Source organism: Boudabousia marimammalium, assembly GCF_001936115.1.
GTDB classification, from domain to species: Bacteria; Actinomycetota; Actinomycetes; order Actinomycetales; family Actinomycetaceae; genus Boudabousia; species Boudabousia marimammalium.
The window spans coordinates 1-22,506 of the sequence record NZ_MPDM01000002.1 but is presented as its reverse complement, the minus strand read 5'-3'; the positions used below and the strand labels follow the sequence as shown (position 1 = coordinate 22,506).

The 22,506-nt window shown below is 54.2% G+C and carries 25 protein-coding genes; 23 read left to right on the top strand and 2 right to left on the bottom strand.

Going from position 1 to position 22,506, the window contains the following annotated elements; genetic code table 11:
* Positions 1 to 90 precede the first annotated feature (90 nt).
* From ftsY to BM477_RS01640, 14 genes are all read left to right on the top strand, one after another.
* Entirely contained in the window at positions 91 to 1,251 is a 1,161-nt protein-coding gene (ftsY, locus tag BM477_RS01705) for a signal recognition particle-docking protein FtsY (RefSeq protein ID WP_084543641.1), read from the top strand.
* A gap of 55 nt (positions 1,252 to 1,306) precedes the next feature.
* Entirely contained in the window at positions 1,307 to 2,878 is a 1,572-nt protein-coding gene (gene ffh, locus BM477_RS01700) for a signal recognition particle protein (protein ID WP_075360958.1), read from the top strand.
* A 201-nt stretch (positions 2,879 to 3,079) separates the two neighbouring features.
* On the top strand, positions 3,080 to 3,580 hold the full coding sequence (gene rpsP, locus BM477_RS01695) for a 30S ribosomal protein S16 (RefSeq protein WP_075360957.1): 501 nt from the start codon (positions 3,080 to 3,082) through the stop codon (positions 3,578 to 3,580).
* Between the two features lie 2 nt (positions 3,581 to 3,582).
* Positions 3,583 to 3,819, top strand: coding sequence for an RNA-binding protein (locus tag BM477_RS01690; protein WP_075360956.1), 237 nt, complete (start codon positions 3,583 to 3,585; stop codon positions 3,817 to 3,819).
* Between the two features lie 87 nt (positions 3,820 to 3,906).
* The gene (gene rimM / locus BM477_RS01685; RefSeq protein ID WP_075360955.1) at positions 3,907 to 4,425 is read left to right on the top strand and encodes a ribosome maturation factor RimM; all 519 of its coding nucleotides are present in this window, start codon (positions 3,907 to 3,909) and stop codon (positions 4,423 to 4,425) included.
* Positions 4,426 to 4,427: 2 nt separating this feature from the next.
* The gene (gene trmD / locus BM477_RS01680) at positions 4,428 to 5,627 is read left to right on the top strand and encodes a tRNA (guanosine(37)-N1)-methyltransferase TrmD (RefSeq protein WP_075360954.1); all 1,200 of its coding nucleotides are present in this window, start codon (positions 4,428 to 4,430) and stop codon (positions 5,625 to 5,627) included.
* 193 nt (positions 5,628 to 5,820) lie between these two features.
* Positions 5,821 to 6,177: a 50S ribosomal protein L19 gene (gene rplS, locus BM477_RS01675; RefSeq protein WP_075360953.1), complete on the top strand. Its 357-nt coding sequence runs from the start codon at positions 5,821 to 5,823 to the stop codon at positions 6,175 to 6,177.
* Between the two features lie 228 nt (positions 6,178 to 6,405).
* The gene (gene lepB / locus BM477_RS01670) at positions 6,406 to 7,077 is read left to right on the top strand and encodes a signal peptidase I (protein WP_143230171.1); all 672 of its coding nucleotides are present in this window, start codon (positions 6,406 to 6,408) and stop codon (positions 7,075 to 7,077) included.
* An 11-nt stretch (positions 7,078 to 7,088) separates the two neighbouring features.
* The gene (locus BM477_RS01665; protein ID WP_075360951.1) at positions 7,089 to 7,748 is read left to right on the top strand and encodes a ribonuclease HII; all 660 of its coding nucleotides are present in this window, start codon (positions 7,089 to 7,091) and stop codon (positions 7,746 to 7,748) included.
* Between the two features lie 46 nt (positions 7,749 to 7,794).
* A complete protein-coding gene (locus BM477_RS01660) occupies positions 7,795 to 8,100 on the top strand; it encodes a DUF2469 domain-containing protein (protein WP_075360950.1) in 306 nt (101 codons plus the stop codon).
* A gap of 108 nt (positions 8,101 to 8,208) precedes the next feature.
* Entirely contained in the window at positions 8,209 to 8,637 is a 429-nt protein-coding gene (locus BM477_RS01655; RefSeq protein ID WP_075360949.1) for a YraN family protein, read from the top strand.
* Entirely contained in the window at positions 8,637 to 10,223 is a 1,587-nt protein-coding gene (locus BM477_RS01650) for a YifB family Mg chelatase-like AAA ATPase (protein ID WP_075360948.1), read from the top strand. Before BM477_RS01655 ends, BM477_RS01650 begins: the two co-directional genes overlap by 1 nt.
* Entirely contained in the window at positions 10,216 to 11,418 is a 1,203-nt protein-coding gene (dprA, locus tag BM477_RS01645; RefSeq protein WP_075360947.1) for a DNA-processing protein DprA, read from the top strand. The genes BM477_RS01650 and dprA overlap by 8 nt, the downstream gene beginning before the upstream one ends.
* A gap of 19 nt (positions 11,419 to 11,437) precedes the next feature.
* Positions 11,438 to 12,391 carry a tyrosine recombinase XerC gene (locus tag BM477_RS01640; protein ID WP_075360946.1) on the top strand — a complete coding sequence of 318 codons (954 nt, stop codon included), beginning with the start codon at positions 11,438 to 11,440 and terminating at the stop codon, positions 12,389 to 12,391.
* Here BM477_RS01640 and BM477_RS08430 read toward each other — a convergent pair.
* Together BM477_RS08430 and rpmB are read right to left on the bottom strand one after the other, a co-directional pair.
* A complete protein-coding gene (locus tag BM477_RS08430) occupies positions 12,388 to 12,744 on the bottom strand; it encodes a M23 family metallopeptidase (RefSeq protein ID WP_187337391.1) in 357 nt (118 codons plus the stop codon). The two genes, BM477_RS01640 and BM477_RS08430, sit on opposite strands and share 4 nt — an antisense overlap.
* A 363-nt stretch (positions 12,745 to 13,107) precedes the next feature.
* Entirely contained in the window at positions 13,108 to 13,299 is a 192-nt protein-coding gene (rpmB, locus tag BM477_RS01630; protein WP_075360945.1) for a 50S ribosomal protein L28, read from the bottom strand.
* Between the two features lie 165 nt (positions 13,300 to 13,464).
* On the opposite strand from rpmB, the gene BM477_RS01625 reads away from it, so the two are divergent.
* The 9 genes from BM477_RS01625 to BM477_RS01585 all read left to right on the top strand — a co-directional run bounded on the left by BM477_RS01625 (position 13,465) and on the right by BM477_RS01585 (position 22,248).
* A complete protein-coding gene (locus tag BM477_RS01625; protein ID WP_075360944.1) occupies positions 13,465 to 15,174 on the top strand; it encodes a DAK2 domain-containing protein in 1,710 nt (569 codons plus the stop codon).
* A 2-nt stretch (positions 15,175 to 15,176) separates the two neighbouring features.
* A complete protein-coding gene (locus BM477_RS01620; RefSeq protein ID WP_245792807.1) occupies positions 15,177 to 17,396 on the top strand; it encodes an ATP-dependent DNA helicase RecG in 2,220 nt (739 codons plus the stop codon).
* A 33-nt stretch (positions 17,397 to 17,429) separates the two neighbouring features.
* A complete protein-coding gene (rsmD, locus tag BM477_RS01615; protein WP_075360943.1) occupies positions 17,430 to 18,005 on the top strand; it encodes a 16S rRNA (guanine(966)-N(2))-methyltransferase RsmD in 576 nt (191 codons plus the stop codon).
* A 13-nt stretch (positions 18,006 to 18,018) separates the two neighbouring features.
* Complete coding sequence (gene coaD, locus BM477_RS01610; protein ID WP_075360942.1) at positions 18,019 to 18,495, top strand: pantetheine-phosphate adenylyltransferase; 477 nt, start codon at positions 18,019 to 18,021, stop codon at positions 18,493 to 18,495.
* Between the two features lie 9 nt (positions 18,496 to 18,504).
* Positions 18,505 to 19,191, top strand: coding sequence for a V-type ATP synthase subunit E family protein (locus BM477_RS01605; RefSeq protein WP_075360941.1), 687 nt, complete (start codon positions 18,505 to 18,507; stop codon positions 19,189 to 19,191).
* Positions 19,192 to 19,246: 55 nt separating this feature from the next.
* Positions 19,247 to 19,858 (top strand): YceD family protein, encoded by a 612-nt coding sequence (locus BM477_RS01600; RefSeq protein ID WP_084543639.1) that lies wholly within the window; start codon positions 19,247 to 19,249, stop codon positions 19,856 to 19,858.
* A 1-nt stretch (position 19,859) separates the two neighbouring features.
* Complete coding sequence (rnc, locus tag BM477_RS01595; protein ID WP_075360940.1) at positions 19,860 to 20,630, top strand: ribonuclease III; 771 nt, start codon at positions 19,860 to 19,862, stop codon at positions 20,628 to 20,630.
* A complete protein-coding gene (gene mutM, locus BM477_RS01590; RefSeq protein WP_075360939.1) occupies positions 20,623 to 21,534 on the top strand; it encodes a bifunctional DNA-formamidopyrimidine glycosylase/DNA-(apurinic or apyrimidinic site) lyase in 912 nt (303 codons plus the stop codon). Before rnc ends, mutM begins: the two co-directional genes overlap by 8 nt.
* An 81-nt stretch (positions 21,535 to 21,615) precedes the next feature.
* The gene (locus BM477_RS01585; RefSeq protein WP_075361189.1) at positions 21,616 to 22,248 is read left to right on the top strand and encodes a response regulator; all 633 of its coding nucleotides are present in this window, start codon (positions 21,616 to 21,618) and stop codon (positions 22,246 to 22,248) included.
* The last annotated feature ends 258 nt before the right edge of the window (positions 22,249 to 22,506 follow it).

Genomic DNA, 22,506 nt, shown 5'->3' with positions numbered 1-22,506 from the left:
TTGGTGACAGCTCTGTGTTAAGTAGCATAAACCGGCCCCTGACAGCGATACAGGTAGCCAAACTGTCCGAAAGTACGGTTGAATAACAGTATGCAACAGATGATTGATTTTCTTTCCATGCCCGAAGTATGGGGACCCGCGGTAGCAGTCGTAGTAGCTATCGCCGGCTGGTTTGGGTACAAGAGCTCTCGCGATACTGCCTCCGAAGCAGACAGCGGTGAAGCTCAGCTAGCTGCGTCGCCAAGTTCGGAAAGCGATAGCGGCCAAACAGCGCAACCACAAGGTCTGCAGGACGCGCCCGAGTTCGAACAACCTGAATCAGTCTCCTCCCGCATGACCCGTTTGCGTGCTCGACTAGCTAGCTCAGGTGCACTAGGTAAAGCACTCCTGAGTGTATTTGCTCGTGGCGACTTAAAAGCCAGCGACTGGGAGGATATCGAAGATACCTTATTGAGTGCTGATTTAGGCTTGGAAGCTACCGATCAGATCATGGAAGCTCTGCGCACCGAAGTAAAAGTGTCCGGTAATAACGACAGCGAAAGAATCCGCGAAGTACTACGCCAAGAACTACTCAAACTGGTTGACCTCAACGCAGACCGCGAACTCCATCTGGAACCTGGAGAAGCAGAGGACGGGCAAAAACAGGCTGCCGCAGCTTTAGTCGTAGGCGTGAACGGTGTCGGTAAAACCACTTCGGTTGGCAAACTTGCCCGGATTTTAGTTGCGGAAGGTAACCAGGTTGTCCTCGGCGCCGCTGATACTTTCCGGGCGGCTGCCGCTGATCAGCTACAGACCTGGGGAGAGCGCGTCGGAGTTGAGGTCGTGCGTTCCGACAAAGAAGGGGCAGACCCAGCCTCAGTAGCTTTCGATGCCGTCAAACACGGCCTCGAAACCCAAGCAGATGTGGTCCTAGTTGATACTGCCGGACGTCTTCACACTAAGGGCGCCCTCATGGATGAGCTAGGCAAAATCCGCCGGGTTATGGAGCGTGGCACCCAGATTAAAGAAACCCTCCTCGTCCTCGACGCCACCACCGGCCAGAACGGTATGGCGCAGGCAAAGGTCTTCGCTGAAGTCACCAACGTGACCGGCATCATCCTCACCAAACTGGACGGTTCCGCTAAAGGCGGCATCGTCGTATCAGTGCAAAAAGCCCTTGGTGTTCCCGTAAAACTGGTGGGGCTGGGTGAAGGCGCTGACGATATGGCACCTTTCGATCCGGAGAGTTTTGTTGACTCCATCATCGCCTAGCTGGGGTCGGTGTTATCCTTAGTAGGTTAAGTTTTAGTTTCCATAAGGGGTATTCGTGTACGATTCGCTCTCTGATCGGCTCACAGATTCGTTTAAACGGTTACGCGGCAAAGGCGTCCTGCGGGAGTCTGATGTTGACCAAACCGTAGGTGAGATTCGCCGCGCGTTGATTGATGCCGATGTGGCCCTGCCCGTGGTGCGCGAATTTGCGCAAACCGTCCGAGAGAAAGCCTACGGTGCGGCGCGATCTAAATCGCTGAATCCGGGGCAACAGGTCATCAAGATTGTCCACGAAGAACTAATCGACATGCTGGGCGGGGAAACCCGTGACTTGCACTTCGCCCGCCGCGGACCGACCGTTTTTATGCTGGCTGGTTTGCAAGGTGCCGGTAAAACCACCCTGGCGGGGAAACTCGGTTTTTGGCTGAAAGAGCAAAACAAACGAGTCCTGCTGGTGGCCTGTGATTTGCAGCGACCAAACGCAGTTAATCAGCTACAGGTGGTTGGTGAACGTGCTGGAGTCGACGTGTTCGCTCCCGAACCCGGTAACGGAGTCGGAGATCCGGTAGAGGTGGCGCGCACCAGTGTCGCCCACGCCATGACCGAGAAATACGATGTGGTCATTGTTGATACCGCTGGTCGCCTCGGCGTGGATGAGGTCCTCATGGACCAGGCGCGTCAGATTCGTGACGCCATCAATCCTCACGAAGTCATGTTCGTCCTTGACGCCATGGTCGGTCAGGATGCGGTACATACCTCCACCGCTTTCCGTGACGGGGTTGGCTTCACCGGCGTGGTGCTCTCCAAACTTGATGGTGATGCACGAGGTGGCGCGGCACTGTCCGTGCGCGGCGTCACCGGAGCCCCGATTCTTTTCGCTTCAAACGGTGAAGGAATCAAAGATTTTGAACGTTTCCATGCCGACCGCATGGCATCGCGCATCCTGGATATGGGTGACGTCCTCACCCTGATTGAGCAGGCCGAGAAAACTTTCGACGCAGCTGAGCAGGAGAAACTGGCCGACAAGTTGATGGCCGGCAAGTTCACCCTAGATGACTTCCTAAAACAGCTGCAACAGGTACGCAAGCTAGGGTCGATGAAAAAGATGCTGGGCATGCTCCCCGGCGCTGGACAGATTCGTGATCAGCTAGAGAACTTCGATGAGCGTGAGATCGACCGAGTTCAGGCGATCGTACAGTCTATGACGCCTGCGGAGCGTGCAGATGTCAAGCTATTGAATGGTTCGCGTCGTGCCCGCATCGCCCGCGGTTCCGGCACCAGCGTGCAGGACGTCAACAGTTTGGTGAAACGTTTTGAAGCCGCCCAGAAGATGATGAAGCAGATGGGTAATGGTGGTGGGGTTCCGGGAATGCCGGGAATGCCGGGTGGACGACAGTCAAAGCGCGTTCAGCAACGCAAACAAAAATCTAAAAAGAATCGCAAGGTTAAATCCGGTAATCCCGCCAAACGCGTGCAGCAGGAGAAAGCAGCGAAACAGGGGAGTACGGGTGGTAGCTCCTTCGGAATGACTCAACCGGGCCTACCGAATGCAACCTCAGCTAAGCCTGGACCGCCCACGCTGGACGACTTGCCGGATGACGTGAAACGGATGCTGGGGCAGCTCTAAGCGCCTTAGTGAGCAAAGACACCGCACCTGCCGGTGCGATAAATAGCTATTCGGGCAGTTTTCTGGCAGAATAGTTAGCTGTACTCGTGATGTGGGACCCCTCTCAGAACATGTCGCGGCACAACGGATTCTCAGTAAATCCGATACCCACCGGAATTACTTTGTAATCCACCCCGATTAAGCATAGGAGTGACCACTAAAGTGGCAGTTCGAATTCGTTTGAAGCGCATGGGCAAGATCCGTGCACCGTTCTACCGTATCGTCGTCGTCGATTCACGCAAGAAGCGTGATGGCCGCGTCATCGAGCAGGTAGGTAAATATGACCCGATGACCACCCCGTCTCTGATCGACATTGATTCTGAGCGCGTGCAGTACTGGTTGAGTGTTGGCGCACAGCCTTCCGACGCCGTCAAGCACATGCTGGATCTGACCGGTGACTGGGCCAAGTTCAAAGGTGCCAAGAACACTGAGTCTCGTCTGGAATACCGTGACGAAGCCGCCAAGCAGGCCGCTGCCGCCAAGGCAATGGAAGAAGCTGCTAAGGATGCAGAGAAGCTAAAGGCTGCTCTGGCCGAAGAAAAGGCCAAGGCTGAAGCTGAGAAGGCTGCCGCCGAAAAGGCAGTAGCTGAAGAAGCTGCGGCTGAGCCCGTCGCTGAAGAAGCAGCTGAAGAGCCGGCAGAAGCCCCCGCAGAGGAGGCCTAATCATGCTGGCTGACGCACTCGAGCACCTGGTTCGTGGAATCGTGGATGATCCCGACTCTGTGGAAGTGACCCGGAAGAACATTCGTCGCGGTCAACTCCTAGAAATTAGGGTTGCCCCCGACGATCTGGGACGAGTGATTGGTCGTGGCGGTCGAGTAGCTAAGGCTCTTCGTACCGTCATGAATGGCATCTCTACCAGAGGGGCAGTTCGAGTTGACGTAATCGACACGGACCGCTAAAGGTAACTTAGGAAAAGGCCGAGATCGAAATGATCTCGGCCTTTTCTCATATGAAGCGGTATGATAAACGAGCAGTAAGGAGGCAAAATGGAAGTCACAGTGGCAATTATTGGATCCGCAGTAGGATTGCGAGGACATGTTCGGTTAGACATGCGCACTGACCAGATTCTGACACGCTTCGAAAAAGGCTCCGTTCTGCATACCGATCCTGCCGAAGTTGGTCCCCTAACCGTGCAGGGTCTCCGCAAGCAGGGTACTAAATTCATTGTTGCTTTCGCTGAGGTGACGGACCGTAACGCTGCCGAGGCGCTGCGCGGAGTGCGACTTACCGTGGATTCTGAGACTGACGAAGACGACGAAGGTTTCTACCCTCACCAGCTACGCGGATTGGACGTAGTTGATTTAGAGGGGAAAACCTTGGGAGTGGTGAAGGACTTAGAGTTCGGTTTGGCGCAAGAACGCCTCCTCGTCACGACCCCGGATGGAGAAGAAGTGGCTGTGCCTTTCGTGCACGCACTCGTTCCCGAAGTTGATTTAGAGGCAGCGAAGATTGTGCTAGACCCGCCCGGCGGTCTTTTCCCAGCTGAAACCGGCGCTGAAGGATAATCGTGCGCATTGATATTCTGACGATTTTCCCAGAGTTCTTTGACTCGCTAGAACTTTCCTTGATGGGAAAGGCGCAAGAGAGTGGCGCCCTCGCCATCAAAGCCCATAATCTGCGCGACTGGACCCACGACCGTCACCGCACTGTAGATGATTCACCCTACGGGGGTGGTGCAGGGATGGTAATGCGCGTTGATGTCTGGACCAGGGCCTTGACCGATGTTCTCAACAGCAGCGCTATAAAGGGGCGTCGTGTGGTCATGATTCCGACTCCTTCTGGCCGTCCTTTGACTCAGACTCTGGCGGAGAATCTCGCGACCGCTGATCAGCTGATTTTTGCTTGCGGCAGGTATGAGGGGATTGACGCTCGGTTTGCTGAGCTGGTCGCTCAGGACTCGGCAGTTGAGTTGTGCGAATTCTCCCTCGGCGACTACGTCCTCAATGGGGGAGAGGCAGCCACCCTGGTCGCTATTGAAGCTGTCGGCAGGCTGGTACCTGACGTGGTGGGCAACGCGGAGTCGTTAGTGGAAGAATCTCATGGGCAGTCCGGTCTGCTGGAGTATCCGGTTTACACCCGGCCTTTGGATTTTTCGGGAGCGCAGGTACCACAGGTGCTGCTGAGCGGGGACCATGAGGCGGTGGCTAGGTGGCGGCATTTGAAATCTCTGGAGCGTACCGCACAGGTTCGTGCAGATTTGTTGCAACCGGGGGGTAAGGCGCATGACTCTCTTTCTGTTTTGGACCGTGAGCGTCTTTTAGCTTGGCAGGTCAGCCCAGATGCGGGACAAGTCAGGTTGCAGGAGATGGACTACGCTGGAGGTCAGTGCTTCCAACTTACGCACCAGCGTGGAGCCTTATCGCGTTCAGCCGCTGTCGTGATTTGGGGTCCGAGGGAGGCTCACCCGCAACATCCGCATGAGGCGTTAAAGCACGGCTTCGTAATTATTGGTGCCAGGCCAGATCTTGGAGCTGAGAACGAACTGGTCGGCTCCACCTTGCTTCTGGCAGAAGAATATGCCGAAAAACTGGGGGTTTCTGCTGCTTTGATGCGTATGCCTGCGGATAAACTGACCCAGGCATGGGCGAAAGAACGCGGTTGGAAGAAGGCCCCGCAGGGCCTGGGGAAAGTGCTTCGTCATGCTGACTTGCGGGTCCCTGGACAGGAAGAACCGCGTAGCGTCTGGTTTTACCGGCAGCTCTCTTAAGGTCAGGGTGGCGAAAGCAACTCAAATATCGCTTGGTATACGCGGTAACTTATGGCAAGATTAAGAGTCGTTGCACTGTGCGATAACCTGCCGTAGGGGGCTCGCAAATACAGGGGCAGCAATAGAGAAACAGGCGACTAGAGCGCCGTAACTACACGTTGAAGACCTGCGGCTTGAATGTGAAGGAAATGCAATGAAGAAATTTGATGCTATTGATTCCGCAAGCATGCGCGATGACATTCCCGATTTCCGCCCCGGCGACACCGTTAAGGTGAACGTGCGCGTGGTTGAAGGTAACCGCTCTCGTGTGCAGATGTTCCAGGGTATTGTATTGGCCCGTCATGGCTCCGGTATCGGCGAGACTTTCACCGTCCGTAAGGTTTCCTTCGGCGTTGGTGTTGAGCGTACCTTCCCGTTGCACGCGCCGACTATCGAATCTATTGAGGTTGCTACCCGCGGTGACGTGCGTCGCGCTAAGCTGTACTACCTGCGTAACCGCCACGGTAAGGCAGCTAAAGTTAAGGAACGTCGCGATAACGTCGCGAAGTAACTTAAATCAGCTTCAAGCATCTGTGTACCCACGGTTTTGCCGTGGGTACACGTGTATTATCAGTGTGTACAATACTGATAGGTATTTGACGGATGAGAGGTGCTACGGGTGGAGAATACGCCGCTAAATAACCCTGCAAGTAAAGCAGCGTCAGCCAACCGAGCGACGGCAGATTCTGCGTTTAGGGGACCGAGTTATCGTCACTCTAAGCACGCTGAAAAAGCAGGTTTGTTTCGGCAGGCTCTTGATTTTGTCGTAGTGGTATTCGTTACATTAGCGGTCCTCGGGATGCTCAATAACTGGGTGGTACAACGCTACTATATTCCGTCGGGTTCGATGGAAAACACGATTATGCCTCACGACTATGTACTGACCTCTAAGTTGGTTCCCGATAGCATCGAGATTAACCGCGGCGATATTGTGGTCTTCAACGACTCCGGAAACTGGCTGGGTGAGCATGAACAGCCTGAACTGGGCTGGTTCCAAAAGGCTTTGATTTGGAGCGGCCTGCGCCCAGATCCTGGGCATCAGCAATTAATCAAACGTGTGATTGGCTTGCCCGGTGACACAGTTACCTGTTGTAATGCCTCAGGACTGATTGAAGTGAACGGCACTGAAATTGATGAGCCGTATCTTAAATCTGGGGTAGTTCCCTCACTTGCACAGTTCAGCGTCACTGTGCCGGAAGACCGGTACTGGGTGATGGGTGATAACCGTAGCAATTCAGCGGACTCTCGAGCTCATCAAGACAATCCGGGGGACGGCACAATTCCTCGTTCGGATGTCTTGGGCAAAGCCGTAGCTGTGGTCTGGCCTTTCTCTAGGATCCAATGGCTGACCGATTACTCTGATGTGTTCTCATCAGTTCCAGCTGGCGCTCGCGTCCAAGACCACAACTAATCGTCGCTCCTATGCTTTTGGCCAGTCGTGAATATGAACTGGAACTGCTTGAGCAGTTCCCCCTCGTCCTCGGTATGGATGAAGTAGGACGCGGCGCGATAGCTGGCCCCGTCAGCGTGGGCGTGTGCGTAGTTGATAGGGATACCTCGGAAGCGCCAGCGGGCCTAGCTGATTCCAAGCTGGTTTCAGCAAGCAAGCGAGGTGCGCTAGCTGAGGCGGTTGCCACCTGGTCCGTGGCGACCCATGTTGCCTCAAGCCCCGCCACGGAAATCGATGAGGTGGGGATTATTCGCGCTTTACGTCGGGCAGGTATGCGCGCCTTGACAGCTTTAGCTGAACAAGAAATCTTCCCTTCCGCCATCATTTTGGATGGCACACATGATTGGTTGACACCGCCCGAGGTTTTAGATTTGTGGGCCGGGCCGGAGGACCAATGGCCGGTTTCTCCGCTTCCCGTCTATATGAGGGTAAAGGGAGACCGTGAATGCGCGGTGGTTGCGGGGGCTTCGATGGTAGCGAAGGTAAGCCGCGACGCCTACATGGCGGCTTTGCCCGATCCTGGCTATGGTTGGGCAAAAAATAAAGGCTATGCTTCGGCCGGGCACCGTGCGGCACTGCAAAAACTGGGCGTGAGCGCTTATCATAGGCAGAGTTGGAAGTTACCCCTGTGAAATACGGACCAGACAATTATTCGGATAGTCAAAGAAAAGAGTCGTCATGGGTCATGATGAAGTAGAAAACTACGAGAACAATCAGGAACTCGCGCTGTTTCGGGAGTATCGTGATGTAGTCCCACTCTTTCGCTATGTAGTGGAAACTGAACGCCGTTTCTATTTGGCAAATCAGGTTGATGTGCAGGCGCGTTCGACCGGCGGTGAAGTCTTTTTCGATATTGAGCTCACTGATGCTTGGGTCTGGGACATCTACCGTTCTTCACGTTTTGTAAAGAGCGTCAGGGTGATTACCTTTAAGGACGTCAACGTGGAGGAACTCGCCAAATCTGAACTGGATATGCCTAACTAAGAGTCAGTCGTTTTCAGAGTTTTCCACAAAAATTTAATCCCCAACCTGGCATTTTTCTCTTTGTAATCATAGCTTTAACCTTGGCATGCTTGCTCTCAGGAGGAAAATATGTCAAAACAGAACAAAGAATACCAAGACGATAGTTCAGCTCTCGATAATCCTGAGCCTCAAAAAGCTGAGCTAAGCCATAACCAAAAAATTGGCAACGAGGGAGAGTCTCTCGCCTGCCAAATGCTCACCGATCACGGCTGGGAGATCCTCGACCGAAACTGGCGCTGCCGCAACGGCGAGATTGATATCGTAGCCTGCAAGGGGCGCCATCTCGCTGTTATTGAAGTGAAGACGAGGAGCTCTGACGCATTCGGTTCAGGCGCCGAGGCCGTGACAGTAACCAAGGTGAAGCGAATGCGTAAACTCGCTGCGCTCTGGTTGCAGGCTCAAGACCAGCATTGGTCGTTAGTGAGTCTAGACGTAATTGAGATAGCGGTCCGTACAAATCAGCCAGCTTTGCTGAGATTCATTCGGAGCGTTGGCTAATGTCTCGGGTCGTCTCAGTGAAAACCGTGGCACTACTGGGTTTAGAAGGACAAATCGTCTCAGTGGAAGCACACTGCGCTCAGGGGCTCCCAGCCATCACACTGGTTGGTTTGCCAGATGCCGCTTTGCGTGAAGCAAAGGACCGAGTGAAAGCAGCCGCATCATGTTGCCAGTACCCAATTGGTCGACGGAAAATCACGGTTAATCTTTCTCCCGCAGATCTACCAAAAACTGGGAGTAGCTTTGATTTACCCATAGCTGTGGCGGTGCTTTGGGCTGAGCACGGATTCCCCATGCACCTATTGAAAGAACGTGGTTTTCTGGGGGAGCTGGGTTTGGATGGATCGCTCCATCCAGTGAAGGGTGTGCTCCCCGCGGTTCGGGCCGCGAAAGAAACGGGTATCAGGGAGATTGTGGTTCCCCTTGCTAATCTCCCTGAAGCGCGCTTGGTTTCAGGGATTGTGGTGCGCGGATACCGCCATCTCGGTGAGCTGCTGAACGACTGTGGGATTAATGTTGATCACAATATTTGGGCCAAATCAGCTGCGTTTGTCTCCGATGTGAATATGTCAGTCTCATCCAGTTCAGAGACTAACAATAAGCACTCCAGTGTGAAAAATACTGTAGATCTGAGTCAGGTCAGGGGGCAAACATTGGCCCGGATGGGACTGGAGATTGCCGCCATCGGGGGACATCATCTGCTGATGGTGGGAGTACCTGGAGCGGGGAAGACAATGCTGGCTAAATGCCTGCCGACTATTATGCCTCCGCTCACAGAAACTGAAGCTGTGACGGTAACCAGCATCCACTCCGTTTTTGGCACTCAGCAGGCTGTCCAAAAGCTAATTAACATCCCGCCTTTCCTTGCCCCGCATCATTCGGCTTCTTTGCCTGCCCTAGTTGGCGGAGGTGCCCCAGTTCCTAAGCCTGGACTCATCTCTTTAGCCCATCATGGCGTGCTCTTCCTTGATGAAGCTCCAGAGTTTTCACCGCGGGCTTTAGACTCATTGCGTCAGCCCCTAGAGGAGGGGAAAGTTACTATTTCTCGTTCGCGCCTCTCGGTGGACTATCCGGCGCGTTTTCAACTGGTAATGGCGGCTAACCCGTGTCCTTGCGGTAATGCCATGTCAAGAGGTGTTGCCTGTACTTGTACTGTCGCAATGAGACGCCGATACGGGCAACGGCTTTCGGGGCCTCTCTTAGACCGTATCGACATGCAGGTGGTTGTTGAGCCTTTAACCGCCGCAGATCTCGAATACAGCAACGTGCCTGAGTCTTCCGAACAGGTGGCGCAACGGGTGCTGGAGGCTCGTGAGCGGGCTATCTATCGCTTAAAAGACACGCCTTGGAACAGCATGAGAGAAGTCCCCGGGGCTGCCCTCGCAAGCCTCGGGAGAGGAGTTACCGCCGATCTATTGGCTGGTCTTCATCGGGGAGTTAGCCGTGGCTCCCTGTCAATGAGAGGAATGGAAAGAGTCCTGAAGGTGGCTTGGAGCGTGGCAGATTCACGTGGCCACGACACCCCTGACGGAGATGATATTGGCTTCGCAATGAGCCTGAGACAACAAGGAAAAACCTATGTTTAAGCAGAATGAATTCTCTGCCCTACCTGGAGTCAATGACGAAACTACAGCCAGAATGATCTGGAGCTCAATCCTAGAACCTCCAGACCGGGTTGCTTACCGGCTAATCTCTGCCTACGGTGCGGCGGCGGCGCTCGGTGTCTGCGCACGGTCTCTGGATTCTCGCGACCAGCAGTCTCTGCTGGCCAAGAAGCTGGAACTGCCCGCAGATAACTTACGAAACGCTATGGAACGTTGGAAGCCAAGGGCTGCTGCTTGCCAGTTACAGAGGATGGAAGACGGCGCGGCAAGGCACGAAATCAGATTCCTTTGCCCACGAGACCCTAGCTGGCCACAGCAGCTCAGTGACCTAGGAGAAGACGCTCCGATTGGTCTTTGGCTGCGGGGGAAGATTCCGCAGGGAATGCCTGTGTCCATTGTCGGCGCGAGGATTGCTAGCAACTATGGTGAAACAGTTGCCCGCGACTTTGCCTACGAGCTCAATAGCGCAGGTAGCGTAATAGTATCGGGTGGAGCTTTCGGGATAGACGCATGCGCGCATCAGGGCGCTCTCGCTGCCAACGGAAACACTGTAGCATTTATGGCCGGAGGACTAGACCGGCTTTATCCAGCCGATCTCTTTGAGCTACACCAGCGGATCATCTCAACCGGAGCAGTAGTTTCAGAATTCCCTCCAGGAGCTAGGCCCGCAAGATGGCGGTTCCTCTCCCGTAACCGGCTCATCGCAGGCTACTCAGCTACCACAATAGTGATAGAAGCCAATATCCGTTCGGGTGCCCTAAATACGGCCAGAACTGCACTCAAAATTGGTCGGCCTGTTGGTGCTGTACCCGGACCTATTCACTCTCAACTCTCGAGTGGTACGAACCAGCTAATTCGCGACGGGGCAAGCCTCGTATCGCGCAGTGAACACATTGTGGATTTGATGGCGCAGTCCGCACAAACACTGTTACCGTATTCGCTACTCCAAACTGATGTGATTGCGGGTGTCGATACGGCAGAAGCAGGAGAGATGACTGCCAGCCAGCGCAGAGTATATGACGCACTGCCGCCACACGGGGCCGGTATCACACCAGAGCGCATTAGTGTGGCGACCGGCTTGGCACCCTACGAGGCGCTGGGTCTTCTTGGACAACTTGAACTTTGCGGACGAGTGAAACAAACCGGCGCGCAATGGTCTCGCCTGCAAGGGGCGTAAAGTATGCGAAGATAGAGGGATGAACAGTCCCAGTAGCCAGGTAGTTGCCCAGTTCGGGGAATACCTGCAGCTACAAAGAGGTTTAAGTGATCATACTGTTCGCGCCTACACGAACGATATTAAAGACTGCCTAGAGTTCGCTGCCGCCGAGTGCGGGGCAGTCGAACTCCGCCAGGTCGACTACTCGGTGCTTCGTCTGTGGTTATCCGAACTAGGCGCCGAAGGCAAGGCCAGATCCACTTTGATGCGTAAGGCGGCTGCCGCTCGCACATTCTTCGGCTGGTGCGTAAAGCAGGAGCTAATCGAATCGGACCCAACCGGCAGACTGAGAACCCCGAAACTAGCCCAGTATCTGCCCACGGTGCTTAATGGAGAACAGGTTAGTATTTTGCTAGCAACTGCGCAAGAGGCAGCGGAAAGGCAGGCAGCGGCAGCTTCTGAAACAGCTGAGATACATGCGGCAGCTACCGCTTTGCGGCGCTGGACCGAATGCGAGCTACTCTATGCCACAGGTATCCGGGTTAGCGAACTAGTCGGGTTAAATATCGAGTCCGTAGACTTCTCACACCGCACCATCAGAGTCCTAGGTAAAGGCAATAAAGAACGCATTGTCCCATTCGGTCTGCCCGCTCTGAACGCTTTGAATACCTATCTAGCGAAATCAAGGCCCACACTATTAGGTGGCGTGCACTCCGAAGAACCAGCGGTCTTCATCGGTAGCCGTGGCCGCAGAGTCAACCCGCGTACCGTGCGAGCAGATGTTCATCACTGCGCTCAAGCTGCCGGCGTACCAGATATCAGCCCACACGACCTGCGTCACTCCGCCGCCACCCATCTACTGAGCGGGGGAGCCGACATGAGAGTAGTGCAAGACCTCCTCGGACATGCGTCCCTTGCAACCACGCAACGCTACACTCATGTGGACCAAAAACGCCTCGCGGCAGTGTACCTACAGGCATTCCCGCGTGCCTAACTGTCGTAGGGAACCAGTCGCGCCCTGCCCAGCAGGAGAAGCAGAGGATTCAGGTAGCTTTTCTGTCCGGTTTTAGCCCCCCATTCGATCATTTCGCCTTGCGCCACCCCGATCACCTCCCCGGCTCTCACTTTGCTACCTTCGCTCACTTTGGGGGTCACATGAGTGTAGGTGGTGCGTAGTAGCGGTGAATGACGTATTGCTACCACCGGCCGGTCAACAATCACCCTGGCAACCGTGACGACCCCATCCCCACTGGCGTACACGGGGGTGCCCTCGGTCACCACCAAATCCACTCCGCGATTTCCCGATAACCAAGGCTGATCTGGATTGCTGAAATTACGGGAAATCACTAAAGGCCGAGTGGGTGCTTGGAACCTGCCGGAAGTAGCGTGAGAAAGTGATGACGGGAGGGATAGGCTAAAGCCAAGCGCACAAATAAGAACTAGAGCGACCAGAGCCAAACCCCTTCGAAAGCTTCTCAACGGACCCAATCTGTGAGCGTCAATCTTCTGCCGCCCGCTTTGTGGGCGAGGAAAAAAGTAAACTTGCATCTTTCCATCATGCTAGTGGGAAACTTCATTGTTTAACCGGCTTCAAACAGGTTGGGGAAAGCTACTCACGCTCTAAAATGTGGATAAAGCCAAAAACAGGGCGTACAAAAAACTGTGGCCCAGTGTTTCCACTAGGCCACAGTTGAAAGAACTATAAGGCGCTCAGATGGCGCGTTCTACCCGATCGCTCTTAATGCACTTAGTGCACACGTTCAAGCGCATGCGAGTACCGTTAACAACGGCGCGAACACGCTGAATATTCGGGTTCCACCGGCGGTTGGTCCGCACGTGCGAGTGCGAGACACTCTTGCCGAACTCCGGTCCCTTACCGCAAACGTCGCAAACAGCAGCCACGGTGATCTCCTGGTCTCTTCGAAAATTAAAACTTTGTGTGAGCTCATTAAGGAAATCTGTTAATAACCTGAATAAGCAACTTGACTAGAATAGCTCACTTCAGCCAAAAACCCAAATGCTAAGGCTGTGCGAGTTATCACGCCTGAGAGGCGATATCATATAGCCATGAACCAAGGAATAACTATCTCAGCTAACTTCACGGCAGCGCAATTAAAAACCGGCTGTCAGAGGGCTTTAGCTTTGATTCATTCCCCCCAGTACGCTCCTATTTTAGCCCCCTACGCGCGGGTGAGTCGACACAACCTGGATACCGGTTTTTCCGTGCCCCTCGCGGCTGCTCTCCAAGCCGGTGCGGAGCATTCCGCCAAAGACCTAGCCGCCGTTACCGAAGATATGGCCACCGCTGCGACTGAGGCTGCGGCTGGTTTCAGCGGAATGCGACTATCTTGGGCGCTCCAATCATTCGCTTCTGCTTGTGAGGGGAAAGATGAGCTCACGCCCGTGGCCCTGGCGGAAGCTATCAGGCAGATTATTGAACAGATGCCGGCTGCTTTGCCCTCCAGTTCTCCCCGGCAGCTTCATCCCTCTGACGTTGCCCTAACCGGACGCTCCAGCATTACCGCCGAGGACGTCTTCACGATGCTGTCATACTCTCTACTGGCAGCCGTATCCCTCCCCGAACAGGGCAGCGAAGATACTGATTTCTTGAGAGACTCTGCAGCTGCGACTGAAGATGCGTACCTGAGCTTAGAACCGGATCTGGTAGCTTTCTTGATGATAAGCCTCGGCTTAGCTTTAGGAGCCCAGCCCGCCATTTCAGATAGTGACTTGATGGATTCAGCAAATGAGGTGCTCAGCCGTCTTCCCAGTGTTAGTCGGCCCGCCCCAATCACCATGCGAGCCCAACGCCTAAACTTCTGTATTTTAACGATTGAAGGTGCCGCTGGGGTCTTAGCTGAATACCGGCAGCAAACCCGCTCAAAGGATGTGATTTGGGCGGTTGGTAAGACCGACTTTTTCGGTTGGGAAACCTGGAAACTAGTACATCGGGTTTCTGATCCGGTCAGTGAGGTGCCAGACTTTGCTAAGCGACGAAACCTGGTGGTTGTCTCACCTCCGCCGGTAGGTGAGCTTAGCCTCGGTACAGAACAAGACCCCACTCGTAGTGCCGGGAATTCTAATGTGGTCACCTTACATAAGCCTGCTTCCCGAGTGGCTCATCGTCCCACCGTAATCGCGCTGACTCGTTGCCAAGATACCGTTAGAGATTTGCCGCCAATGGGGGTGAATGTGCTGTTTAATCCTGATTCTACGGAAAGATTGAAACGACTCCTCGAATCGGTTACTGATGTTCCCATCACTATCCTCACGAGCGATCCAGCTTCCGTCGCTTTGGTGAAAGAAGTGCTCTCCAACTACGTAGGTAGCTCGGAGATGCCCATCTTGCATGCGGAATGTGAATCTGAGGTGGCCTTGCTTCATGCCGCTCGGCATGCCTGCGCGTACAATCGCGGAGCTGACCCGGAGAGCCGCTATCAACTGGCCCACAACGCCCTCGAACAGGCGGAAGCTACCATGCGTTCCTTCACTACCAAAGACCCCTTCTTGCGAGACATTCCAGACCTCAAACTCAGCGGTGAAGAGGTTGACTCACAATCTGGTTGGCTGATGCGTGACACGGTTCGCGGTGGATTCTTGGTAGATGACGACTACAGTCGACTCAACAATCTGCTAGTGCAGCTCCCCGCCACCATGGATCCCATCGATTTTCAAACCCTTGAAGCTAGCTTGCCGAAACTGGCCGGAGTAAACGCGGACATTCACTACTATCAAGGAAATCAAGCGGACACCATTATCATCGTCCAAACTTGGTAACTATGACTAACGCACAAGTCGGAGAACTCATCAATCCCGAAGCTGGCACCAGCTTGCTCGCCCCAGTGGCGCGTCGGGTAGGTCCAGCAACTGCCAAGAAACTGGCTAAATTGGGCGTCGAATCGGCTTTAGACCTGCTTTACTTGGCCCCTCGGAGACTCCAAGTATGGGACCAGCTTACCGATCTAGGTGAGCTGAACGAGGGAGACCAAATCACCTTCATCGCAGACGTTATAGATGCGCAAGTACGCACTATGAAAGCTCGGCGCGGCGCCATGCTGACAGTGACGCTCCAAACCGATAGTGGTAGTTTGAGTGCTACCTTTTTTGCGAAGCACTCTGGTGCCCTGACCTATCATCGAAAGAACCTGGTTCCCGGTCAAAGACTCATGTTCGCTGGGAAAATTAGTCAATACCGTGGGCAATGGCAGCTTACTCATCCCACCTATGACGATGCCAGCGAACTCAGTGAAGCAGAAGTGGCCAGCCGGGCTGCGAAACCGGTGCCAATCTATCCGGCGGTAGCGGGGCTCCCCTCATGGGCGATTGCCAGAGCCGTCGACACCATCCTCGAAACCTTGAAACCAGGTGAAATACCGGAAGTTTTCCCCGACAAAGATCGCAAATCCCACGACCTCAGCACCACCCTGGAGGCACTCCGCGACCTCCACCATCCCGCCAGCGAGAATACGTGGCTGGCAGCGAAACGCCGACTCGCTTGGGATGAAGCCCTCATCACGCAAAGCGCGCTCGCCCTCGCCCGGGTGGGCGCAAATTCGCGTCCCGCCCCGGTACTTTCCCCGAAAACTGGGGGAGTCCACGATGCGTTGCGCGGCCAGCTTCCCTGGGAACTCACTTCCGCGCAGAGCACGGTTTTGAAGCAACTGGACGCTACCATAGGAAAAGATCACCCCATGCAGACCCTGCTCCAAGGTGATGTGGGCTCTGGAAAGACTATCGTCGCGCTACTGGCCATGTGCCGGGCGGTAGATGCAAACTATCAGGCGGCGCTACTCGCCCCCACGGAAGTTTTAGCGGCTCAGCATGCCCGCACACTGAGGAGTCTTCTCGGCCGTCTTGCAAACGGTGGGACACTTTTAGCTCAAGATGGTCCCTCCACCAGCGTGGAACTACTGACCGGATCGGCAAACGCTGCAGAAAAACGTAGAGTCCTTGCCCGGCTAGCCTCGGGGGAACCTCTGATCGTGGTGGGTACCCATGCCCTCCTGTCAGAGAATGTGCAGATACCATCCCTCGGCCTCGTGGTCGTGGATGAACAACATCGTTTCGGTGTCGCCCAACGTGACACCCTCCGCGAACGCGGCGAACTCACCCCGCACGTGTTGGTGATGACCGCCACCCCGATTCCGCGCACCGTGGCCATGACGGTTTTCGGTGACTTGGATGTAGAAGTCCTCGAGAGCCGCCCAGCGGGGCGCGCCGAAGTTTCCACCTTCCTCGTCCCCGCCGAAAACCAACGCTGGATGGGCCGAGTTTGGGAAAGAGCAGCAGAGGAAATCAAAGGCGGCGGACACGTCTACGTGGTCTGCCCGCGAATCGATGCGGACACCGTAGAAGACGGGGAAACCTACGAGGGTGCGGCGGAAAGCCTCGCTTCAGTGGAAGCGACTTTGGCAAAACTGACACAGTTGCCCATACTATCTGGCTATAAAATCGGCAGTCTTCACGGGCGCATGAGCGCCACCGAAAAAGACGAAGCAATGGCTGACTTCCAAAACGGGAAAACCCCCATCATGGTATCGACCACCGTGATTGAAGTAGGTGTTGATGACCCCCAAGCCACCATGATGATCATCTTGGATGCGCAACAATTCGGGCTCTCCCAACTCCATCAGCTACGCGGGCGGATTGGGCGCGGCAACCGTGCAGGCATCTGTATGGCCGTCATGCGCGCCACCGAATCACCCATCTCAGCGCAACGACTCTCAGCCTTCGCTGAAACCACAGACGGATTCATCCTCGCAGAAAAAGACCTAGAACTCAGGGCCGAAGGTGACGTGTTAGGGCATAATCAAGCCGGCTACCATTCGGGTCTGAAATTCTTGAAAGTTCGCCACCACGGGGAGCTAATCCGGCAGGCCAGAAAGATTGCCACCCAGCTAGTAGAAGCTGACCCGAAGTTGGAAGAACATCCTCAGCTCAAAGCGGCTATTGAGCTACGCTTAAACGAAGCAGAACAGGCTAACCTGCTGCGTGCATAGGCGCGCATGCCGTTGAGAGGTTAGGCTAAAACCATGACACGAATTATTGCTGGACAATACAAGGGTCGGGAACTGAAAATTCCCCAGCAGGGGACTAGGCCGACTTCTTCACGAGTGAGGGAAGCAATCTTCAGCCGTCTTGAGCACTGGAATCTGCTGAACGATTCTAGGGTTGTAGACCTGTGTGCCGGCTCTGGCGCCCTCGGCCTTGAGGCTGCCAGTCGCGGGGCCAGGAAGGTGGATTTGGTTGAAATATCACATAAGGCGGCCCGCGTCTGCCAGCAAAATGTGCAAGCTTTAGGTTATGCGGGCGCGCGCGTTCATGTCCTGTCAGCTGCCTCTTTTCTCGCCGGCAGCCCACACAGCTGTGATGTGGTTTTCTTTGATCCGCCCTACGATATGGCTGCTCAAGAGGTTGAATCGATTGCCGCTCAGGTAGCTGCTGGCTGGCTGGAGCCACACGGGGTCCTGGTGTTGGAGCGGTCATCGCGCGGCGGTGAACCTAGCTGGCCGGCGGCGCTCTCGGTTTTGGATCAGAAAAAGTACGGTGAAACCACAGTGTGGTATCTGGAATTAGCTGCCGAGCTTCCCTCGGCAATACAAGAATAGGTAGAATCTCAACATGACAGTTTTTGTTTGCCCCGGTAGCTATGATCCAATTACTTTTGGCCACGTCGATGTGATTGCCCGTTGTGCCTCATTGGCGGACACCGTGATTTTGGCGATCGCTAATAATGCGGAAAAATGCTACTTGTTTACCGCTGAAGAACGCGCTGAACTGGCCCGAGATGCGGTCAGTCATCTGTCGAATGTGCGGGTGGATATTGTGGAGGGCTTGATGGTGGAGCGCTATAAGTCGTTCAATCCGGTCATTGTGAAGGGCGTGCGTGGACCGTCTGATTTTCAGCATGAGGCTATCCAGTCCACTGTTAATCGGGAGATTTCTGGTTTTGAGACTTTCTATTTGCCCGCAACGCCGAGTCTTTCCCATATTTCCTCGTCAATCGTGAAAGAATTGGGGCACTACGGGGTGGATTTATCCGAGTTCACCACCGAGCGGGTCGCGCAAGCGCTCGCAATGAAGTTGAACCAGCAGTAGGGGGTAAGCATGAGCGAGTACGAGGAGTCTTACGAGACTGAAACGGCAGAAACTGGTGCGGTTGCGAATGATGAATCAACTGCGCTGGCGCTGATTGATTACGTGCATGACTTGGTGACTGAGGCACGTGCTCTGCCCATGTCTGCTTCGGTTCTAATCAACAAAGCTCAGGTTTTGGATTTGTTGGAGCAGATTCGTGAAGCCTTGCCGCGTGATGTTTTGAACGCCGACGATATTGTTAACCGTGCTGACCTAGTGCTGGAACGCGCCACTCAGGAAGCTGATGCGCGTTTGCGTGATGCTGGTGTGCGTGCTGAAACAATCCTTGCTGAGGCGAATGAGGAAGCGAAAACTATTCAGGCGAATGCCACCAATCAGGCTGATTTGACGATTAACGAATCTAATACCCGTGCGGAGCAGATTATTGCTGACGCGCAGGCTCAAGCTGAGCGTCTGATTTCCGCGGAGGAGGTCTTGCAGGTTGCCACTGAACGTGGTCAGCAGGTGACTCGGGCGGCAGAAACTGAAGCGGATCGTTTGATGACTAACGCCAATGAATACGTTTTTGAGAAGATGAACGATCTGATGCAGGCCGCTTTGGATGTTGCCCGGGTTGCTGAGGGCGGACGCGACCGGATTGAACAGCGCATGGCTGACCGTTCTGGTTATGAGCCTGAAGCGGAGTTTTCTGAGTAAGCTTGCTTACTTTGCGCCTCTGCTTTGGTGCTTGGCTGCGGCCTAGCTGCCGACAGTGCGGTACGCTGATGGTCTGAAAACCTATTTCTCAACCGTGGAGGTCCGGAAAGCTATGTCTGATACTTTCGTTTTATCGTTGCAGTCTCTGGGGCGTGAGATTGGTTCCCTGCAGGAGCATTCTTTGCAGATTCGCCCGATTGCTGAGTGGTCTACTGAAGTCGCTCAGTGGCTAGATCAGGATTTCCCGATTCGCGTGGAGCTTCAGTCTTTGACTGATGGAGTGTTGGTTTCTGTTGCGGGTGAGCTGGGGTGGACTGCTTTGTGCTCGCGTTGCGCCGAGGAAGTGCGAGGAAGCACCCCACTTAATGCGCAGGACGTGTTTTTCTATCCTGATTCTCCAGTCGTTACTGAAGCTGAGGAAGATGAAGAGTTCTATCTGATTGAAAACGACTCCATTGATTTGGAACCTTTCGTTCGTGATGAGCTAATCTTGGGTTTGCCTACTTTGCCGCTCTGCTCACCAGACTGCGAAGGACTGTGTGACGTATGCGGTGAACCTTGGGCGAAACTTCCCGAAGATCATGCTCATGAAGAGATTGATCCGCGTTGGTCAGCTTTAGCTGTTTTTGCGGAGAAGTTGGATTCATCTGAGGAGATGAACAAGTAGGATGACTGTGCCGCAGTTGCTGTCCGTTTCTCAGGTAACTAAACTCGAGGATGCTTGGGGAATAGAGATTGATCCTGAACTGTTGGTGATGGCTTTGACGCACCGCTCTTTTGCCTACGAGAATGATGGCTTGCCGCATAATGAGCGGCTGGAGTTTTTAGGCGACTCGGTGCTCTCGATCATCGTGACAGAGTATCTCTTTCGTACCTATCCAGATCGTCCCGAATCACATCTGTCCAAAATGCGGGCTGCCTCTGTCTCTCAAGCGGCCCTAGCGATTGTGGCCAAGAACCTACAACTGGGTAGCTTTATCCTGCTGGGGAGAGGCGAAAAGAAGACTGGCGGGGCCAAGAAGGCTTCAATCCTTTCGGATACGGTGGAGGCGTTGATTGGTGCTACCTATCTGTGCCACGGCCTGGAAGTTACCCGCAAGATTGTTACCCACCATTTAGGTGATTTACTTGATCACGCGATTGAACGTGGTGCTTCAGTCGACTGGAAGACCACTTTGCAAGAGCTGACCGCCGATTTGAAACTGGGTAGCCCAGTCTATGAGGTGGCAGGTTCTGGCCCTGACCATGCGCGCGTATTTGAGGCTCGCATCCTGGTCGATGATATAGAGGTCGGGAAGGGGCAGGGCACTTCCAAACGTCACGCAGAGCGCGCTGCTGCAGAGGTGGCAGTAAAGGTGATTCGTGAAAAGTATCAAGTTTCTGATGCTCCTGTCTTGACAGGCTCAGGAGTTTTTGGGGAGACCTTCCCGCATGCCTGAGCTACCTGAGGTTGAGACGGTCCGGCGTGGGCTAGAAACCTTAGCTTTGGGTCAGCAGATCCAGGAGGCTGCTGTCTATGCACCGCGCATGCTTCGTCACCAAAATGGGGGAGTCCCCGCTTTTCTTGAAGCTACGCGGGCTTTCGAGATTACCCAGGTTGCCCGGCATGGAAAGTTCCTTTGGCTGCAGTCGCGAAAAGACCAAACAATTGTTATCCACCTCGGCATGTCTGGGCAGCTGCGACCACTCGAAGAAGTGGACTCAGCGGCACTCAAACACGAAAGAGTCAGACTGACTTTCACGGAGGGCACCCAAACCACGGAAGCACCCAATCACGGTGTACGTTTCATCGATCAACGTATGTTCGGCGCTACGCATACCAGCCCGATTATCGAGTTGTTTGCCCCGACATTGAAAGATGGTGCACCTCCTTTACGTATCCCTGCGGCTGCTGCTCACATCGGGGTTGATTTATTTCATCCCGAGTTAGATTTGCGGAAGGCTGCTCAGCTGATTCGTAGATCTAAGTCCACGATTAAATCAGTTCTGCTAAACCAGCAGATAGTTTCCGGATTTGGCAATATTTACGCTGATGAGGCGTTGGCTCGGACCCGCATTCATGGTCTGCGCCGGGCAAGTTCCTTAAAACTCGCTCAGGTGGTTGAAATCCTAGAGCAGGGCCGGGAGATCATGAATCTGTCACTAGCCCATGGAGGCACTTCCTTTGATGCTCTGTATGTTGATGTGAACGGAAAATTTGGCGATTTTGGCGAGCACCTATTGGTCTATGGACGCAAAGGGGCAGAGTGCCGAAAGTGTGGGAGAAAGATTGAAAGCCTCATGAGCGCAGGCAGGTCGCATCATTTTTGCCGACACTGCCAGAAGCCACCCCGCGGAGTCTAAATTTTCGCTTATTCCGTGGCTTAACGCTATTATAGGAGGGTGAATAATACTACTCCCCATACAGACACTCCTATCACAGTTATGATTGTTGACGATCATGAGATTGTGAGACGCGGAATCGCGGAAATTATTGAGCGCGCTGACGATTTGAAAGTGGTTGCTGAAGCCGGCACTGTGAATGATGCGGTGTTGCGGGCACAGCTTGTTAAACCAGAAGTAATCTTGGTTGATTTACAGCTTCCTGATGGCACTGGCATTGATATTTTGCGTTCTTTGAAGGAATCGGGATGCGATGCTCTTCCCGTTGTGCTGACCAGCTTTGATGATGATACCGCCGTGGCGGAGAGCCTTAAGGTAGGAGCTCGTGCTTTTGTTTTGAAGAACGTGAGGGGTAATGAAATTGCCGACGTTGTTCGACAGGTTGCGAGTGGTCAGGTCCTTCTAGATGATCGGACTATTACGGCGCGTAAAGCCGATAGTGATGACCCGACGGCTTCATTGACACCGTCTGAGCGTCGTGTTTTGATGCTAATCGGGGACGGTCTGTCGAACCGTGAGATTGGTGACCGACTGGGAGTTGCAGAGAAGACTGTGAAGAACCATATCACTTCACTTCTAGCCAAGATGGGTTTGCAGCGCCGCACGCAGGTCGCGGCGTGGGTAGCAGGACAGCGCGCTACTTCATGGCGTACGCCACGTGGGGAAAATCCCTAATCCTGTGCACACTGTGACGGCCGCATTGCCGTAATATGACTTATAGATAGCAGAAGTAAAGTTTGTGAGGACTCACGTGAACGACGATCGTCAATCAGATAACAATAGAAACCATAATTCGCGAGGAAATTCTCGCGGTGAACGCAGATGGAACAATGATGGCGATCGCGGTGGACGCGGCTATAGCCGTGATGACCGGGGCGGTAGCCGTGATGGTGGTCGTGGTGGCCGTGGCTTTAATCGTGATGATCGCGGTGG